The following is a 16876-nucleotide window of genomic DNA, read 5'->3' as shown; positions in this document are numbered from 1 at the left end:
CTTAATAAACTTTGTCGTAACCTTCGGCACGGGTTTTAAAACGGCGATGGAACCACATCCATTGTGTCGGGGCGATACGAAGTTGAGCTTCAATAATATTATTTACCCGAATCGCATCATTGACTTCATCTTCGCTTGGCATATTGTCCACAACTGGCTCAATCAGTACTTTATATTGTGGATTGCGAACATCACCATAGCGATAGAAATATAAGGGAATTGCAACTGCTTTCGAGATTTTGAGTAAACGACGATGTGCAGTCACGGTAGCCGCTGGAACACCAAAGAAGGGCGCCATCACGCCTTGTTTTAAACCAAAGTCCTGATCGGGGCTATACCAAATCGCACCGCCATCTTTGAGGCGACGGATCAAACCACGCATATCATCGTGGTCAATTTGATGTTGATAAATGGTGGCACGGCAGCGATAAATCAGCATATCCAGCAGTGGATTGTTTTGTGGGCGATAGACCACATCGGGTTCGAAATATTGAGCACAAATATAACCGCCCGCATCCAGTAAGGTACTGTGTGTGCCCAGTAATAATACGCCTTTGCCTTGTGCTTTTGCATCGGTGATGTGTTCTAAGCCTTCAATACTATGGCGACCTTTAAACCACTTCGGGCAGTACCACGCATTGAGGGTTTCAAATACACCAAGCATCATATCGACAAACACTTGTTTGGCTTGAGCCTCAACCTCAGCAGGCGACCATTCAGGGAAACACAGCTCTAAATTCCGCAGCGTGGTTTTACGGCGTGATTTAAGCAAGCGCCAACATAAGGCTGCCAGACCATGGGCCAAACGCCACTGAATTGCCCAAGGTAAGACGGCCAATAACATTAAGAAGGTAATGGCGATCCAGATTTTCCAATATTTGGGCAATAAAAAAGCCCATTGAAACTCGCCAGGGATATAAGGCTGTTTTTGACTCATAAATTCGAAAAATGAATAACGTTGAATTTTGCAGCAGTGTAGCATGAAGTGTATCGTGACTTTAAATGTCGTATTAAATGAAGTTTGTTTTTATAAATGTCTATCTAAAATAGAAGGAGAAAAGATTGAAAAGCATAAATATTATAAAAGCTGATATTACTCAATTGGTCGTAGATGCGATCATTAATGCAGCGAATACTTCACTATTAGGCGGTGGTGGCGTCGATGGTGCAATTCATCGTCAAGGAGGGGCTGCGATTTTGGCTGATTGTCAGAAGATTCGTGCTAAGCAAGGAGGTTGTGCTGTTGGAGAAGCGGTCGTGACCACGGCTGGGAATTTACCTGCAAAATATGTGATTCATACAGTTGGACCAACATGGGTAGATGGACAACATCAGGAAGCCAAATTACTCGAAAATGCATATCGGAATTGCTTTAAATTGGCAGAGAAGTTGAAATTAGAGTGTGTTGCCTTTCCAAATATTTCAACAGGAATCTATCGGTTCCCTAAGCAACTCGCTGCTCAAATTGCCTTAACCACAATCAGTAAAGAGTTAAATCGTAGCCAGTCTGTAAAAGAAGTAATTTTTGTTTGTTTTGATGATGAAAACTTTAATATTTACCAGAAGCTTAAAGAAGATTTTAATTTGAACTGAATTGAGTATCTGAAGTAGGAGCATTTACCCTCGAAAGGATAAATGCTCAATCAACTTAGTTGCCTTTCGACATATTTTCTAAAATGTCCCAACGTTCCAGCTTTTCTAGCAATACTTCTTCAATTTCAGCTAGGCGTTGGCTGGCTGCAGTTGCTGCATTGGCATCACTGACAAACCATGAACCATCCGCCAATTTCGCGGACAACTCTGCTTGCTCGGTTTCCAGTTTCTCAATTTCAGCAGGCAGTTGCTCAAGCTCACGTTGATCTTTATAACTGAGCTTGACCTTCTTTGGTGTTGATGCTGCGGCAGCCGCTGCTTCAGCTTTGGCTTGTGCTTTTTTCACATCACTTTTCTGATCAACGACTTTTTGGTCAGGACGTTGTTCCAAGTAATCTTGATAGCCGCCGATGTATTCATCAATCTGACCTTTACCATCGAATACCCATGTCGAGGTCACGACATTGTCCATAAAGGCACGGTCATGCGAGATCAACAGCAAAGTACCTTTATAGTCAGACAGCATTTCTTCAAGCAACTCAAGTGTCACCATATCCAAGTCATTGGTTGGCTCATCCATCACGATCAAGTTTGAGGGCTTGAGTAACAATTTTGCTAACAGGATACGGTTTCTCTCGCCACCAGAAAGGGCTTTTACTGGCGTGCGCGCACGTTCTGGCGAGAATAAAAAGTCTTGTAGATAACTATAGATATGACGACGGTTACCATTCACATCGACAAAGTCAGAACCTTCAGACACGTTGGCCATCACGGTTTTTTCCAAGTCGAGTGCATTACGCAACTGGTCAAAATAAGCCACTTCCAGTTGAGTACCGGTTTTCACAGACCCGTCGTGTTCGATCTCGCCTAAAATGGCTTTGATCAAGGTGGTTTTACCGACACCGTTGTCACCGACTAAACCGATACGGTCGCCACGTAACACAATTGCAGAAAAATCATTAATCAGTACTTTGCTGTCGTAGCCGACACTTAAGTTTTCGATCTCGAACACCAACTTACCAGAGCGGTTGGCTTCTTGCGTTGCCATGCTGACTTTGCCCTGTTGTGAACGACGTGCTTTAGACTGTTCACGTAAGTCTTTTAAGGCACGGACACGGCCTTCGTTACGGGTACGACGTGCTTTAATGCCTTGACGAATCCAAGCCTCTTCTTCCGCTAACTTTTTATCAAATAAAGCATTTTGTTTTTCTTCGGCTTCCATTTGCTGCGCTTTCAGTTCGAGATAGCGCGAATAGTTACCTTCATAGCCTCGCAAAATACCTCGGTCAAGTTCGACAATGCGGGTCGCAATACTATCGACAAATGAGCGGTCATGCGAAATAAACAATAAAGTGAGATTGTTTTGATCGAGCAGGAATTTTTCTAGCCATTCGATACTTTCAACGTCCAAATGGTTGGTTGGTTCGTCCAGTAACAGCACATCTGGTTGAGTGAGCAGAGCACGCGCCAACAGTACACGGCGTTTACGGCCACCTGATAAATCGGCTAGATCAGCATTGGGATCAAGTCCCATTTTACTCAGAATCGAGTTGACCTTGTTTTCTAATGCCCAACCATCCAACTGATCGAGTTTGTGCTGTAGCATGCCCATGCGGTCACAAGCGTCCATATCACCCAAGACACAGGCATCACTCGCTTCATGGTATTCTTTCAACACAACGGCTGCTTCACCTGCACCATCGGCAACGATGTCGGCGACTTTGCCTGAGTCCATTGGCACATCTTGGGCTAACATTGAAACAGTTAAACCATTTTGAATCGAAACTTCACCGTTATCAGGTAACAAGCTTCCCTCAATCAGTTTTAATAAAGTAGACTTACCTTCTCCATTACGACCAATTAAACAGACTCGCTCGCCACGTTCTAGGTTAAAGTTCGCGCCGTCGAGTAAGGCAGGTCCGCCAAATGCGAGATGGACATCCCTTAAAGTAATATAGGCCATAATGTTTCCTAAGAGTTCAGATGAGGTCTGAAATGACTAAACCACAAAATTTTGATAATCACGCGTCATTCTCCGCACCCATTGAAGATTTGCAAGTCCGAATTGCATTTTTAGATGATTTAGTTGAACAATTGAATCAGCAACTCGCAATTCAAACGCAGGAAATTGCTGATTTAAAAAAACAAATGCAATTTTTATATCGTCGAGTTGAATCTTCAGATTTATCCGAAGGAATTGCAGCTTTTGATCCGATAAATGATAAACCACCGCATTATTAATAAATTCTCCAGCAAATGCTGAGTTGCATTACTGGAAGATCGATGTTGAATAAGCGCGTTTAAAAGCCATGTAAGACAATTTTACCTTTGGTGGTGCCGCTTTCAATTTGTTGATGTACACGTTTCAGGTTTTCTGCATTGATAGGTGAAAGGATCTGGTTCACTGTGGTTCTAATTTTCCCCGCATCAACTAAGGCGGCGACCTGATTCAAAAGTTGGCTCTGTTGGATCATATCTTCAGTCTGATACATGGAGCGCGTGAACATAAATTCCCAATGGACTGAGACAGATTTGGATTTAAAGACTTTTATGTCGAGTTGTTCTGGATCATCAATTAATCCGAAATGTCCCTGTGCTGCAATCAGTTCTGCAATATCAGCAAGATGTTGATCGGTTTGTGTGGTTGAAAACACATATAAAGGTGCACTTAAGCCGAGTTGCTGAATTTGTGGCGCTAAAGCTTGGCGATGATCCAAGACATAATCAGCACCCAACTGTTTTACCCATTCAGATGTCTCCGGTCGAGATGCGGTACTGATAATCGTAAGATTGGTTAATTGTTTGAGCAACTGAAGGGTAATTGAACCCACCCCACCAGCACCGCCAATGACAAGGATCGAAGTGTTCTCAGCGGCAGCGCGAGGAACTTGTAAGCGATCAAACAGCATTTCCCATGCGGTAAGTGCAGTCAAAGGCAGTGCCGCTGCTTCGCTTGCATCAAGTGATTGGGGTGCATGCCCGACAATACGTTCGTCAACCAATTGTAATTCACTATTACTGCCTTGTCGGTTGAGTGCACCTGCATACCAGACGTGGTCACCGATGTTGAATTGAGTGACGTGTTCGCCAATCGCTTCAACAATTCCAACGGCATCCCAGCCTAAAACCTTCCATTGATTAGCTTCAGCATTTTTATTGTTTCGGATTTTGGTATCGACTGGATTGACCGAAACCGCTTGTACGCGCACAAGTAGGTCGTGCCCTTGTGCCGTTGGTGCGTCGATTTCAATGTCAACGAGTGCATCTGCTGATGTAATGGCACCCGCATGTTGATAGGCCACAGCTTTCATGATGATGTTTCCTTTGGATTGGATTTCACTTGATTCAGGTTTCAGCATAACCTAAGCTTAATTTTAGTGACTACAGACAAATAACGCTCATAGTGTCAAAAAGGGTACTGTAAAATGGCAAAAATGCGACATTCCAGTTTTGATTGTTCTCCAGGCTGTTCGGTTGAAGCTGCCATCAGTTTGATTGACGGTAAGTGGAAATGCGTGATTCTCTGGCATTTATTCAAAGAAGGTACTTTGCGTTTCAATGAAATTCGCAAGCGTGTCCCAAGTATTACCCAGAGAATGCTGACCAATCAGCTGCGTGAACTCGAACAGGATGGCATTTTGCATCGAGAGGTTTATCCTCAGGTCCCGCCAAAAGTTGAATATTGCTTAACAGATTTAGGTCGTAGTCTGGAACAGATTATTGTTGCATTAAAGGATTGGGGCGATAGACATCTGGACCAATTCGGAAAACTCGCGCTTGCTGAATAAAATAAGTGGTTGACAGCATTTTAATTTTTCGCCTTTTGGCTGTATGAAAAAGGTATGTTTTACAGCTTAGTTTGAATCTAGATTATTTTTTACGTTGTAACTTGCCTTTTGGATTCAACTTATGTAACGCTAATAAAAGGAAGTTTTGGGCGACTTTATGAGTAATATTGGAATTTGGATCACGGTAGCGATTGTACTGTTTGTACTAGGCTCGATTTTTGGCTTGCGCGTCAGCCCACGAGAAAAGGCATTGGGAATGATGCGTGATCAGGCTCGTAAAATGGGATTACATCCACGCTTAATTGCCGCGCCAGAATGGACCAAGATTCCAATGGCATCGGAAAAACGTGCCAGCATGGTGGCTTATTATAGTGTGCTGATTCCAGATGCCCGTTTAGCTTTGATGCGTGCGCGGGTTGTGGATGGCAAGCTTCAGGTGGTGCAAGGTGATCAGAAATTTAATGATTTAACCATTGCATTAAAAGGAGTTTATGCTATTGATATGCAGGCAAACTGTGTCGGGCTGTATTGGGATGAAGAAACGGACCTGAAAGCCACACAGCTTGAAGATATGAAAGCTTATTTACATGAACTAGCACAGCGCTAATTTACTGATTAAACATAGGAAAAACGATTTATTATGGCGAAAACTCCACGCTCTGCTTCAGAAAGCACAGCAGCTCCCGCATCTGCTGCAAAGAAACGTGCCTTAGTGATTGTGGAGTCGCCTGCAAAAGCGAAAACAATTAATAAATATTTGGGTTCACAATATGTGGTGAAGTCATCGGTCGGTCATGTGCGTGACTTACCGACAGGAGGCGGGGCGAAATCCACAGAAAAGAAGCCCGCAACCCGTGCCAAACTCACAGATCAACAGAAAGCTGAAAAAGCTCAGTCTGCACTAATTAATCGTATGGGTGTCGATCCAGAACATGATTGGATTGCCCATTATGAAGTGCTTCCAGGCAAAGAACATGTGGTTGCCGAACTAAAAAAACTTGCCAAAGATGCTGATGCAATCTATCTCGCAACGGATTTGGATAGAGAAGGGGAAGCAATTGCTTGGCATTTAAGAGAAGTGATTGGTGGGGATGATAGTCGCTATCATCGTGTGGTGTTTAACGAAATTACCAAGAATGCCATTCAAGAAGCATTTAAACAGCCAACACGACTTGATTTAAACCGTGTTAATGCTCAACAGGCGCGTCGTTTCCTTGACCGTGTGGTGGGCTTTATGGTGTCGCCATTACTATGGGAAAAGATTGCCCGTGGTTTATCGGCAGGACGCGTGCAGTCGGTTGCTGTGAAACTGGTGGTTGAACGTGAACGTGAAATCCGTGCCTTTATCCCAGAAGAGTACTGGCAAGTTTTTGCAGATACCATTTCTAAGAAAGAAGACATACGCTTAGAAGCGGTTAAGCAAGCAGGTAAAACACTTAAACTCAAAAATAAAGCCGAAACTGATGCCTTACTCAGCGTATTGAAAGATGCTGAATATAAAGTGGCATTGCGTGAAGATAAACCAACCAAAGTTAATCCAAGTGCACCGTATATCACTTCAACCTTACAACAAGCGGCGAGTACGCGTTTAGGTTTCTCGGTAAAGAAAACCATGATGCTGGCGCAGCGTTTGTATGAAGGTGGTTTCATTACCTATATGCGTACCGACTCAACCTTTTTGAGTGATGACGCTGTAAATATGGTGCGTAACCATATTCAACAAAATTTTGGTGAAAAATATGTCCCTGCCAAGCCAAATCGCTATGGCAATAAAGCGGGTGCACAAGAAGCCCATGAAGCCATTCGTCCATCTGATGTTGGCTTGACGGGGGATAAACTTGCGGGTGTAGAACGTGATGCACAGCGTTTATATGATTTGATTTGGCGTCAATTTGTAGCCTGTCAAATGACACCAGCAGAATATTTATCATCAACCTTAACTGTTGAAGCGTCAAATGTTGAGTTGAAAGCTAAAGGCCGTACACTGGTATTTGATGGCTTTACCCGTGTCCGTGGTGCCAATAAATCGGATGATGATATTTTATTGCCTGCGGTGAAAGTCGGTGAAGTGCTCAAGTTAGAAAAGCTTGATCCGAGCCAGCATTTTACCAAACCACCTGCACGCTTTACTGAAGCATCTTTGGTCAAAGAATTAGAGAAGAAAGGCATTGGTCGTCCATCGACCTATGCTGCGATTATTTCAACCATTCAAGAACGTGGTTATGTCAAACTGGAAAACCGTCGTCTCTTTGCCGAGAAGATGGGTGAGATCGTCACTGACCGTTTGGATGAAAGTTTTAATAACCTAATGAATTATGCCTTTACCGCTGATTTAGAAGGTCAATTAGACCGAGTCGCCATGGGTGAACGGAACTGGAAAGAGTTACTGGATGCGTTCTACGGGGACTTTAAAAAGCGTTTAACCAATGCACAGGGTGAAAGCGGTATGCGCCGTAATCAACCTGTCGAAGTTGCCGATGTCTCTTGTCCTGAATGTTCACGTCCGATGCAGGTGCGTACCGGAACAACGGGGGTATTCTTAGGATGTTCAGGTTATAACTTGCCGCCGAAAGAGCGTTGTAAAGGCACACTCAACTTAACACCAGTCGAGTCTTTGGCTGCTTTGTCTGATGATGATGGTGCTGAAACTGCGGACTTGATGTCGAAACATCGTTGTCCTAAATGCGGCACCGCAATGGACAGTTATGTGGTTGACGGTGGTCGTAAGTTGCATGTCTGTGGTAATAACCCAGATTGTGATGGCTACGAAGTTGAAGAAGGCGAATTCAAGATCAAGGGCTATGATGGTCCGACCATTCCATGTGATAAATGTGATGGTGAAATGCAGTTAAAGACTGGGCGTTTTGGTCCATACTTCGCTTGTTCAAGCTGTGACAATACCCGTAAAGTATTGAAGAGCGGTCAACCTGCGCCGCCACGTGTTGATCCAATCAAAATGGAACACTTACGTTCAGCCAAGCATGATGATTTCTTCGTGTTACGTGATGGTGCAGCAGGTCTATTCTTGGCAGCCAGTAAATTTCCGAAAATCCGTGAAACGCGCGCGCCGAAAGTGGCTGAATTACGCAGCGTTGCCGAGCAGCTTGATCCAAAATATCAGTTCTTGTTAGAAGCACCTGATGTCGATCCAGAAGGTAATCCAACGGTGGTGAAATTTAGCCGTAAGAACCAAGCACAGTATGTGGGTTCTGAAACCGCTGAAGGTAAGCAAACCAAGTGGAGTCTGGTATTCCAAGATGGAAAATGGGTAGAAGCTTAATTATTTAAGCGTTAAGAAAATGCTGGCGATTGCTGGCATTTTTATTGAATAAAGAAAAACAACAATGATTCTGGGGTGGGTAAAGTTCATGTGGAAAAATATTCGAGTCGCCTGTTTGCTGTTGGTGTTATTGATCGTTGCAGTCAATGCGTACCGTGATCAAAATCAGGATTGGAATCAGCCGATTAATGTATTGCTACATCCAATTAATGCCGATGGTTTACCTACAACACAGCAGTATATTCAACAATTACAGCAAGATGACTTTACCGAGGTTAAACAATATTTAGAAAAAAACAGCCAGCAATATCGGGGGAAAAGTAGTTATTTTATGATCCAGATTGGACGTGAGTTACAACAAACCCCACCGAAAATGGCTGAGCAAGCGAATATTTTGGATAATATTCTATGGAGTTTAAAGTTCCGGTTCTATGCATGGAAACAGCATGAGTCGATTGATGGTTCACCAAGCCTAACGTTATATCTGAATTATTATGATCCGAAACTAAGTCGGGAACTCAAGCACTCAACTGCGCTGGAACGTGGACGCATTGGTTCAGTTAATCTATTTGCCTCGGCTAAACAGACACAGCAAAACAATGTGGTATTGGTACATGAGCTACTGCATGGTTTTGGCGCGACCGATAAATATAATTTGAATACTGGTGAGCCAATTTTTCCGATTGGCTATGCACAGGCAGATAAACAGCCACTCTATCCACAAACCGAAGCTGAAATTATGGGTGGACGGATTCCATTGTCCGAACACAAAAGTAAAATGCCAAACGATTTAGAGCAAACCGTGATCAGTGTGCTGACCGCACAAGAAATCGGCTGGATTAAATAAATTGTGGATAAGTTTCGACTTATCCATATCTTTAAATAATAATGATGCACCTTAAATAGATCAAAGAACCCTCCAACTTTCTGACATTCCGTCATTAATTTTCAACATGCCTTATACAGAACTCCGCGAAGAACACGATCAATATAGAGATATAACATTGATGATAAAAGAGTAAATAATGATGAAAACAGTGGGTAACGATCTAATTCGCAATCAACTGCATGCTGATCGTAAATGGTATCTGCTCTTAGGCGTATTATTGGTTATTTTTGGCTTGGTTCTTTTAGCAGCTTTACCCTTTGCAACATTATCTGCTGTGTTGTTGTTCGGTGTGTTGATGATGTTGGGGGGTATCTTGCATTTTGTAGCTGCATTTATGGTATTTAAAGGGGGTACACGTTGGTTATGGGCCTTGTTTGGTGTGCTGTATTTGGTAGCGGGTTACTTTGCTTTTACCACACCCGTGATTACTGCCGTGGTACTCACCAGTTTCTTAGCGATTGCATTAATTATTGCGGGGATGATCCGTAGCGTGAATGCCTTTATCCTTAGACCAATTTCAGGTTGGGGATGGGTGCTGTTTTCAGGCATATTAACCCTATTAACCGGGATTCTGATCTTGTCATCACCTGATTCACCGTTCTGGGTGTTGGGGATGTTTCTTGCGATTGATATTTTATTCCAAGGGATTAACTATTTGACCTTTGCAGGGGCGATTAAACAGTTACCGCATAGTTCAACCACAGTTTAAGTGATGATGTGAAACAAAAGCGCATGTATTTAGATGCGCTTTTGTTTTTGTAGCGGAAAACATCTCTACCGCCTTAGTCTGCTAAAATAGCGTTTCATTTCTAATTGACCGATTGTATGACGCTTGCCAAGCTAATTGATGAACTGAATCCACAACAAAAACAAGCAGCCACAACGACAGCACAAAACTGTCTGGTCTTGGCAGGAGCAGGTTGTGGTAAAACCAAAACCATCGTGGCAAGAGCAGCATATTTAATTGATCAGGGCGTGCCGGCGCAGCAGATCCAGATTCCGACCTTTACCCGACGTTCAGCCAGTGAAATCGTGACACGGGTTGAGCAGCATATGGGGACGCAGGCCAAGGGCTTACGTGCTTCAACTTTTCATACGTTTTGTATGTATCTATTACGTCGTAATCCGCGTGCTTTTGGCCTGACTCAGTTCAGTATTATTGATCGTGATGATCAATTATTGATGTTCCGCTTACTGCGTGGCAAAGATAAGGGTAATGTATTGCCGAAGGCTGCGGAGTTATGTGATCTGTATTCTTATGCGCGGAATACTAAAACCAAACTCTCGGATGCTTTGGTTGAACAACTGCCCCAAGCGGTTGAGTACAAAGCTCAAATTACCGAGCTGATGAAAGCCTATGAGCAGCGCAAGCAAGAACGAAATTTTCTGGATTACGATGACATCTTGGCGATTGTTGCAGTACATCTACAGAATTCACCTGAATTGGTGAAGTGGGTGACTGGCTTTTGTTCGGCGCTATTGGTCGATGAAATGCAGGATACCAACCCGTTGCAATGGGCTTTATTACAGCCATTGGTGGGTAAGGTCAAACTGTTTTGTGTCGGAGATGATGCACAATCCATTTATGGCTTCCGTGGTGCCGATTTTGAAAATATTCATCACTTTAAAGAACGTGTGCCTGATGCCGAAGTGCTGACTTTGGAAATGAATTATCGTTCTACTCAGGGTATTTTGGATTTATCCAATTGGTTGCTGGATCAAAGCCAAATTGAGTATGACAAACATCTACAGGCTTATCGGGGCAAAGGTTTAAAGCCACAACTGCATATCCTGAGTAACGAGTTTGAAGAAGCCAATTGGATTATTCAGGATTTGAATCGTCGCCATAGGCAAGGTGCAGCTTGGGCAGAACATATGGTGCTGCTGCGCTCAGGTTTTAGTGGGCGCTATTTGGAAGGTGCATTGATTGCAGCCAATATCCCTTATCGTTTTGTGGGTGGGGTAAAACTGCTTGAGTCTGCACATGTGAAAGATGTATTGAGCTTACTTCGGGTCAGCGTTAACCCACAAGATGATTTAGCCTGGATGCGTTTCCTGACGCTTTGGGACGGTGTGGGCGATGTGGGTGCCAGTAAATTGGCGCAAGAACTGATTCAACTGCCAGATATTGAAGCACGTTGTCAGCGATTAGAGCGCCATGGCAAAGTACCACAACAAGCAATTCTGATTTTGATGCAACTGGATGTGTTGCAGCAGCATGTTGAAGCCTGTATCGGTTTGGCACTGGATGCTTTGAATGAGCAATTGGAAAATAACTATAAAACCAAAGATTGGACACGTCGTATTAAAGACTTTGATCTAGTTAAGCAACTGGCACGCAAACATAGCTCACTCGGAGAGTTTTTGGAGGAATATGTGCTTGATCCAATTTCAGTGTCGGAAATTGATAAAACCCCAGATCAGGATCTGGTCACACTGATTACCATTCACTCAGCCAAAGGGGCGGAACAAAAAGTCTGTTATGTCCCACATGTCTCTCCAAACCAGTACCCACATGCACGCGCACAAGGGGATTTTGATGATGTTGAAGAAGAGCGCCGTGTCCTATATGTTGCTTTAACGCGGGCTGAAGATGAGTTGATTTTGACCAAACAGAATTTAAATCTCTGGTCACATGATCAGTATGATGAACTGGGCCGAAAAATAGAAAGCTACTTCCTCAATGATTTGCCCCAACATTTAGTCGAGACTCAGATCCATCGAGATGTTCCACGTGCTTATGCACAAGCCAACCGTTCGCGTTCAACTGCAATCAATTTAGGTTTTGGCATTGATTTCGATTAGACTAAGCAGATTCAATTTCTTGATTCATGTTGTTGTGGGGTAAATACAGCACCGTCCTGTGACAGAATGAATCATCTTTTAGGTTTTAGCATGAAAATTTTAGTTCGTAATTTAGATCGCAGCGTGACCGATGCAGAGATTCTCGATTTATTCAAAGCCTATGGCAAAGTCGAGTCTTGTGTCGTGGTCAAAGATGCTGAAACTGGTAAATCCAAAGGTTTTGGCTTTGTTGAAATGCCAAATCCACGTGAAGCGATCAAAGCGGTGAAAGGTCTAAATACCTTGAAAGTCAAAGGTTATGGGATTCGTGTGAAAATAGCGGAAGATAACGCCTAAGCCCAGATGTCCACGCAATATACGGCTTTATCGATTGTTGCGCCGAGTGCTGAGCGGATTGTACAAGGACTAAAAACCCTTGAGATTCGCTCATGGCGTCCTGAGACATTGCCCTTAAAAGATGTGGTGATTGTCGAAAACCAAAATTTTTTGTTGCAGGATGGCGATGAAGAATCCGGTTTGGCCGTTGCCTTGGTCGATATTGAAACCGTGCATGCTTGGCGAGTGGATGAGGTTGAAGCCGCTTGTGCATCGCATTGGGCTGAAGGCTATTTCTCTTGGGCGATTGCCAATGTCCGCCCATTCGACCAACCAGTTCAAGTCATGGCGAAGCGAAAACTTTATCTGCTTGAGTTGGACCTTGAGTAACTTGTCTCCGCCTTATTTACCCCATGTTTGTCCCCAACCCTGACACGGGTTGATGAAATAGCCATAGATATTGTTGATTTCTTGTTGGTCGATTAAGCCATTATGATCTTGATCAAGTGCTTTAAAAATTTTCATTCGTTTGGGGTCAATTGCGAATACTTGTTTCTGCCAAACAACGGGTTGGTCTTTTAAATGAATTAGTTGCTTCCATTCATTTTGATCAATCATTTGATCACGATTGAGATCGTAATCGGCATAGAGCTTTTCCCAGTCTAAACCAGCGGGTTCGCAGCTATAAGCGATGGGAATGGACATACAGCATATTAAGCTCAGTATGGCTTGTTGAATATGACGCATGGACAGGCTCAAAAGATATTGATTTTATCATTAAAGCATTTAATCTTAAGCTATCCAAGCGAAAGGATCTTGAAGGAAAATATTATGTCTCGTGTTGCTCGTTATCATGCTGATCGCACCAATCAAAAACTGTATTTTGCTCGTCTCGCATGTCAACAAGCGGAGCAAACTGAACATATTCAGCAGGCACAGGCTTATCGTGAGGCAGCAGTGTTTCATTTGCACGGCGCAATTTTAGCTTTCTTACAGGAATTGGTCCGTTATTACCGTCTCAATGATTTACAGCCTACCTTTAAGTCGATTGAAGAACATATGGCGGATAAAGGGCAGGTTTCACCTGAAGTGTTGGTGTTACAGCAACTGGCAAAAGATGGTTTTGTGGCAGAGTTAAAGCGTGCATACCGTATGTGTCAATACGCCCCTGAGCCAACAGCACCCGAACCTGAAAATGAAACTTCTTCAAACCTGATCATCAAGGTCACTCAAAGCCCGCAGGCGTGGTTACCTGATGCTAAAATTCTACGTGAATGGCACCGTGAGTTAAGTCATTTAATTGATGGTTTTCGTAATGAAATGGTGGAGTTCTAAGTCAAATCTTGAAGATGACTTGAAATCTTTGCCAACAGTACTTATATAAATAAGACGTGAGCGCAAAATACTTTGCCACCATGTTGAAGCATGGAGAAAATTTATGTCAATGCAACAGTTAAAAGAATTATTTGGTAATCAAGAAGCCGTTCTTGAATTGGTTCAACTCGAAGGTGGTGAGCTTGCTTTGCGCAATGCGGGTTCTGAAGAACATGAACCTTTAGTCAAGATTCAGTTTAGTGACGAAGTAAAAGCAATTCTAGGCGATCAGACCCCAACGGTTGCACAACACATGATTCAGGCAGCTTTGTTTGGTCTGTTAGAAAAACAGATGAATCAGTGGCAAGCAGAAGTGCTAGATGAACAGCCGACGCATTTAAGCTAATCTCAAACACAAAAAAGCGTACTTGAAGTACGCTTTTTTGTGTTTTCAAACCAGTTAATGAGCTTCAGACTGATGTGCCAATTCGATTTGGCTTAGGATATGATGACTCATATTCTTGGCCATTTCTTCTTTGGCGTAGAACACTTCACCAATATTTTCTTCACGAATTACCACAGCTTCTTCTTTGCTTTCTGCACAGATCAAGACCTGAATTTCAGGGTTGAGTTGTTTGGAAATATCCACAATACGGTGAATATCTAAAATATCCATCGGTGAAATCACCAGTAAGCGGGCATGTTGAATATGTGCTTGAATCAACACATTCGGTTCAGTCGCTTCACCACTCACAGCAGCAATGCCTTGAGCACGTAGTTTTTCTACGATTTCGCGATTTTCTTCCGCAATCACGACTTTTATGTTTTGCTGCATCAGATTTTCACTGATACGACGTCCAACGCCACCATAGCCGATAATCACCACCTGATCACGCAGGTAAGCCTGATCAACCTCATCTGGCAACATGGCCAGTGGGTCACCACTACGTTCTAACATACGCGCCAAATGCGAGCGCTCACGAATCCAGCGTTGTACTGGCTCAATCGCAGAGAACACAAATGAGTTGAGGGTAATCGAGAACAATGCACCTGCAAGAATCAAGTTTTGTGCATCAGGCGTCAATAAACCTAACGATAAGCCGAGTGTTGCCAAGATAAAGGAAAACTCACCAATTTGCGCCAAACTGGCGCCTACGGTTAAGGCGGTATTGATTGGGTAACGGAAGAACAGCACCAGTGCCATTGCAGCAAGTGTTTTGCCGACCATGATGATGGCAACCACGGCTAAAATACGTAATGGTTCTTCAACGAGGATACTTGGGTCAAACAGCATGCCGACCGAAACAAAGAACAAAATCGAGAAGATTTCACGTAAGGGGAGGGTTTCTTCTTCGGCACGGTGACTAAAGTCGGACTCTTTTACCACCATCCCTGCGAAGAATGCACCAAGTGCCATTGATACCCCAAACACGGCATAAGAGCCATAAGCAATCGATACCGCGGCGGCAACGACAGTCAGGGTGAACAGCTCACGTGAACCTAAACGTGCCACGAATTGCATGATCATTGGTACTAAACGTTTACCAATAATCAGCATAAAGGCGATAAAACCAGTGACTTTAAGTAGAGTAATGCCGATGGTAATCCAGATACTTTGTGAGGTATCGGTACCTGGCAATGCCTGACCGCCGAGCAACACGGCTGTTGCAGGTAGCAGTACCAAGGCCAAAACCATGACCAAATCTTCAACCAAAAGCCAGCCGACCGCAATTTTTCCGTTGACGGAATCAAGTAAACCGCGATCACCTAATGCTTTCAGGAGCACTACGGTGCTGGCACACGATAAGCTTAGGCCGAAGATCAGCGCTGCCCCGAAACTCCAACCCCAGAACATGGATACTGCAATACCAAGTAAAGTTGCGACCGCAATTTGTAAAATTGCACCAGGAAGGGCGATACGGCGTACTTGCAGTAAATCTTTAAGCGAAAAATGCATCCCCACGCCAAACATGAGGAACATCACCCCGAGTTCGGCTAACTGATTGGCAAGTTGAATATCGCCGACCACACCAGGCGTATTTGGACTAATAATAATGCCTGCAACTAAATAACCAATCAAAGGAGGTAAGCGTAAACGAGCTGCGATATAGCCAAAAATAAGGGCCATACCAAAACCAACAGCAAGTAATATAATTAAATCAACATCATGTGGCATTTGAGTTCCTTAATCGTTGCGGTTAAGGTAGAAATAAATGAGCATAAAGCATGCCAAGAAAACAACAAATAAAGTGTAACAACTAAAATCGAATTTGTTGATGACAATTTTTTTATTTATCAAAAAAAATCATGTAAATCGCTTTCCCATTTTTATATAGGCTTTTTTAGGCAAAAAAAACGACTTCAAATGAAGCCGTTTTTCTTAAAGAACTAAAATTATTTAATTTTAGCTTCTTTGAAAATGACGTGTTGACGGATTTTTGGATCAAATTTTTTGATTTCCATTTTTTCCGGCATAGTACGTTTGTTCTTAGTAGTGGTATAGAAATAACCAGTACCAGCTGTAGAAACGAGGCGAATCTTATCACGCATTGTTCAGACTCCTTAGATCTTTTGACCTTGAGCACGGAGATCAGCAACAACTTTCTCGATACCCAATTTATCAATAATACGCATACCTTTAGTGGTTAGACGAAGACGTACAAAACGCTTTTCGCTTTCTAACCAAAAACGGTGGTGGTGCAGGTTCGGCTCGAACCGGCGTTTGGTTTTGTTGTTTGCGTGCGATACGTTGTTACCAACGATAGGACGCTTGCCGGTAACTTGGCAAACCTTAGACATGGTGAACTCCATTGCTAGTTTATACAGCACAATTTCGTGCAACTAGCCATTCAAGTAAACGGATGAAATCATTCAAGGGGCGTTTTATACCAA

General features: G+C 43.3%; 19 protein-coding genes. 12 read left to right on the top strand and 7 right to left on the bottom strand.

The annotated features are described in order from the left end of the window. Position 1: 1 nt before the first annotated feature. A complete protein-coding gene (locus tag F993_RS05265) occupies positions 2-937 on the bottom strand; it encodes an LpxL/LpxP family acyltransferase (RefSeq protein WP_032812533.1) in 936 nt (311 codons plus the stop codon). Between the two features lie 125 nt (positions 938-1062). Here F993_RS05265 and F993_RS05270 point away from each other — a divergent pair, with 125 nt between their 5' ends. Continuing rightward, positions 1063-1593 carry an O-acetyl-ADP-ribose deacetylase gene (locus F993_RS05270; RefSeq protein WP_004656011.1) on the top strand — a complete coding sequence of 177 codons (531 nt, stop codon included), beginning with the start codon at positions 1063-1065 and terminating at the stop codon, positions 1591-1593. A 55-nt stretch (positions 1594-1648) separates the two neighbouring features. Here the strand turns inward: F993_RS05270 and F993_RS05275 are convergent, their stop codons facing one another. Beyond that, positions 1649-3556 (bottom strand): ATP-binding cassette domain-containing protein, encoded by a 1908-nt coding sequence (locus F993_RS05275; protein ID WP_004656009.1) that lies wholly within the window; start codon positions 3554-3556, stop codon positions 1649-1651. A gap of 32 nt (positions 3557-3588) precedes the next feature. Here F993_RS05275 and F993_RS05280 point away from each other — a divergent pair, with 32 nt between their 5' ends. Beyond that, positions 3589-3834: a SlyX family protein gene (locus tag F993_RS05280; RefSeq protein ID WP_004656007.1), complete on the top strand. Its 246-nt coding sequence runs from the start codon at positions 3589-3591 to the stop codon at positions 3832-3834. A gap of 59 nt (positions 3835-3893) precedes the next feature. Here the strand turns inward: F993_RS05280 and F993_RS05285 are convergent, their stop codons facing one another. Further along, on the bottom strand, positions 3894-4904 hold the full coding sequence (locus F993_RS05285) for a zinc-binding alcohol dehydrogenase family protein (RefSeq protein ID WP_004656005.1): 1011 nt from the start codon (positions 4902-4904) through the stop codon (positions 3894-3896). 114 nt (positions 4905-5018) lie between these two features. Here F993_RS05285 and F993_RS05290 point away from each other — a divergent pair, with 114 nt between their 5' ends. The 8 genes from F993_RS05290 (at position 5019) to F993_RS05325 (ending at position 13060) form a co-directional block, all read left to right on the top strand. Then, positions 5019-5381, top strand: a complete 363-nt coding sequence (locus F993_RS05290; RefSeq protein WP_004656004.1) for a winged helix-turn-helix transcriptional regulator — start codon at positions 5019-5021, stop codon at positions 5379-5381. 157 nt (positions 5382-5538) lie between these two features. Further along, positions 5539-5988, top strand: coding sequence for a hypothetical protein (locus tag F993_RS05295; RefSeq protein ID WP_004656002.1), 450 nt, complete (start codon positions 5539-5541; stop codon positions 5986-5988). A 33-nt stretch (positions 5989-6021) separates the two neighbouring features. Beyond that, positions 6022-8661 (top strand): type I DNA topoisomerase, encoded by a 2640-nt coding sequence (gene topA, locus F993_RS05300; RefSeq protein ID WP_004656000.1) that lies wholly within the window; start codon positions 6022-6024, stop codon positions 8659-8661. 88 nt (positions 8662-8749) lie between these two features. Then, complete coding sequence (locus tag F993_RS05305; RefSeq protein ID WP_004655998.1) at positions 8750-9508, top strand: hypothetical protein; 759 nt, start codon at positions 8750-8752, stop codon at positions 9506-9508. Between the two features lie 178 nt (positions 9509-9686). Further along, entirely contained in the window at positions 9687-10259 is a 573-nt protein-coding gene (locus F993_RS05310) for an HdeD family acid-resistance protein (protein WP_004655996.1), read from the top strand. 116 nt (positions 10260-10375) lie between these two features. Further along, positions 10376-12355, top strand: a complete 1980-nt coding sequence (locus tag F993_RS05315; RefSeq protein ID WP_004655994.1) for an ATP-dependent helicase — start codon at positions 10376-10378, stop codon at positions 12353-12355. Between the two features lie 90 nt (positions 12356-12445). Beyond that, the gene (locus F993_RS05320; RefSeq protein ID WP_004655993.1) at positions 12446-12691 is read left to right on the top strand and encodes an RNA recognition motif domain-containing protein; all 246 of its coding nucleotides are present in this window, start codon (positions 12446-12448) and stop codon (positions 12689-12691) included. Between the two features lie 6 nt (positions 12692-12697). Further along, positions 12698-13060, top strand: a complete 363-nt coding sequence (locus tag F993_RS05325; protein WP_004655991.1) for an ASCH domain-containing protein — start codon at positions 12698-12700, stop codon at positions 13058-13060. Positions 13061-13072: 12 nt separating this feature from the next. Here the strand turns inward: F993_RS05325 and F993_RS05330 are convergent, their stop codons facing one another. Beyond that, positions 13073-13417, bottom strand: a complete 345-nt coding sequence (locus tag F993_RS05330; protein ID WP_004655989.1) for an EF-hand domain-containing protein — start codon at positions 13415-13417, stop codon at positions 13073-13075. A gap of 84 nt (positions 13418-13501) precedes the next feature. Here F993_RS05330 and F993_RS05335 point away from each other — a divergent pair, with 84 nt between their 5' ends. Then, a complete protein-coding gene (locus F993_RS05335) occupies positions 13502-14005 on the top strand; it encodes a DUF6586 family protein (RefSeq protein WP_004655987.1) in 504 nt (167 codons plus the stop codon). A 103-nt stretch (positions 14006-14108) separates the two neighbouring features. Continuing rightward, entirely contained in the window at positions 14109-14390 is a 282-nt protein-coding gene (locus F993_RS05340; protein ID WP_004655985.1) for a hypothetical protein, read from the top strand. A gap of 54 nt (positions 14391-14444) precedes the next feature. Here the strand turns inward: F993_RS05340 and F993_RS05345 are convergent, their stop codons facing one another. The 3 genes from F993_RS05345 to rpmB form a co-directional block, all read right to left on the bottom strand. After that, positions 14445-16160 carry a cation:proton antiporter gene (locus tag F993_RS05345; RefSeq protein WP_004655983.1) on the bottom strand — a complete coding sequence of 572 codons (1716 nt, stop codon included), beginning with the start codon at positions 16158-16160 and terminating at the stop codon, positions 14445-14447. Positions 16161-16378: 218 nt separating this feature from the next. After that, positions 16379-16534, bottom strand: a complete 156-nt coding sequence (rpmG, locus tag F993_RS05350) for a 50S ribosomal protein L33 (RefSeq protein ID WP_003654787.1) — start codon at positions 16532-16534, stop codon at positions 16379-16381. Positions 16535-16546: 12 nt separating this feature from the next. Continuing rightward, positions 16547-16783: a 50S ribosomal protein L28 gene (gene rpmB, locus F993_RS05355; RefSeq protein ID WP_004649871.1), complete on the bottom strand. Its 237-nt coding sequence runs from the start codon at positions 16781-16783 to the stop codon at positions 16547-16549. Positions 16784-16876 lie beyond the last annotated feature (93 nt).

The sequence above is a fragment of the Acinetobacter proteolyticus genome (assembly GCF_000367945.1).
GTDB lineage: Bacteria > Pseudomonadota > Gammaproteobacteria > Pseudomonadales > Moraxellaceae > Acinetobacter > Acinetobacter proteolyticus.
Note: the sequence above shows the minus strand (reverse complement) of the source record. Positions and strands in the feature narration are given on the sequence as shown.

What these genes read in the sequence shown, in the direction of transcription:
- rpmG (WP_003654787.1), bottom strand. Translation starts at nt 16,534, where the DNA reads ATGCGTGATAAGATTCGCCTCGTTTCTACAGCTGGTACTGGTTATTTC.
- F993_RS05275 (WP_004656009.1), bottom strand. Translation starts at nt 3,556, where the DNA reads ATGGCCTATATTACTTTAAGGGATGTCCATCTCGCATTTGGCGGACCT.
- F993_RS05330 (WP_004655989.1), bottom strand. Translation starts at nt 13,417, where the DNA reads ATGCGTCATATTCAACAAGCCATACTGAGCTTAATATGCTGTATGTCC.
- F993_RS05340 (WP_004655985.1), top strand. Translation starts at nt 14,109, where the DNA reads ATGTCAATGCAACAGTTAAAAGAATTATTTGGTAATCAAGAAGCCGTT.
- F993_RS05325 (WP_004655991.1), top strand. Translation starts at nt 12,698, where the DNA reads ATGTCCACGCAATATACGGCTTTATCGATTGTTGCGCCGAGTGCTGAG.
- F993_RS05305 (WP_004655998.1), top strand. Translation starts at nt 8,750, where the DNA reads ATGTGGAAAAATATTCGAGTCGCCTGTTTGCTGTTGGTGTTATTGATC.
- F993_RS05290 (WP_004656004.1), top strand. Translation starts at nt 5,019, where the DNA reads ATGGCAAAAATGCGACATTCCAGTTTTGATTGTTCTCCAGGCTGTTCG.
- F993_RS05335 (WP_004655987.1), top strand. Translation starts at nt 13,502, where the DNA reads ATGTCTCGTGTTGCTCGTTATCATGCTGATCGCACCAATCAAAAACTG.
- F993_RS05285 (WP_004656005.1), bottom strand. Translation starts at nt 4,904, where the DNA reads ATGAAAGCTGTGGCCTATCAACATGCGGGTGCCATTACATCAGCAGAT.
- rpmB (WP_004649871.1), bottom strand. Translation starts at nt 16,783, where the DNA reads ATGTCTAAGGTTTGCCAAGTTACCGGCAAGCGTCCTATCGTTGGTAAC.
- topA (WP_004656000.1), top strand. Translation starts at nt 6,022, where the DNA reads ATGGCGAAAACTCCACGCTCTGCTTCAGAAAGCACAGCAGCTCCCGCA.
- F993_RS05315 (WP_004655994.1), top strand. Translation starts at nt 10,376, where the DNA reads ATGACGCTTGCCAAGCTAATTGATGAACTGAATCCACAACAAAAACAA.
- F993_RS05320 (WP_004655993.1), top strand. Translation starts at nt 12,446, where the DNA reads ATGAAAATTTTAGTTCGTAATTTAGATCGCAGCGTGACCGATGCAGAG.
- F993_RS05295 (WP_004656002.1), top strand. Translation starts at nt 5,539, where the DNA reads ATGAGTAATATTGGAATTTGGATCACGGTAGCGATTGTACTGTTTGTA.
- F993_RS05345 (WP_004655983.1), bottom strand. Translation starts at nt 16,160, where the DNA reads ATGCCACATGATGTTGATTTAATTATATTACTTGCTGTTGGTTTTGGT.
- F993_RS05265 (WP_032812533.1), bottom strand. Translation starts at nt 937, where the DNA reads ATGAGTCAAAAACAGCCTTATATCCCTGGCGAGTTTCAATGGGCTTTT.
- F993_RS05280 (WP_004656007.1), top strand. Translation starts at nt 3,589, where the DNA reads ATGACTAAACCACAAAATTTTGATAATCACGCGTCATTCTCCGCACCC.
- F993_RS05310 (WP_004655996.1), top strand. Translation starts at nt 9,687, where the DNA reads ATGATGAAAACAGTGGGTAACGATCTAATTCGCAATCAACTGCATGCT.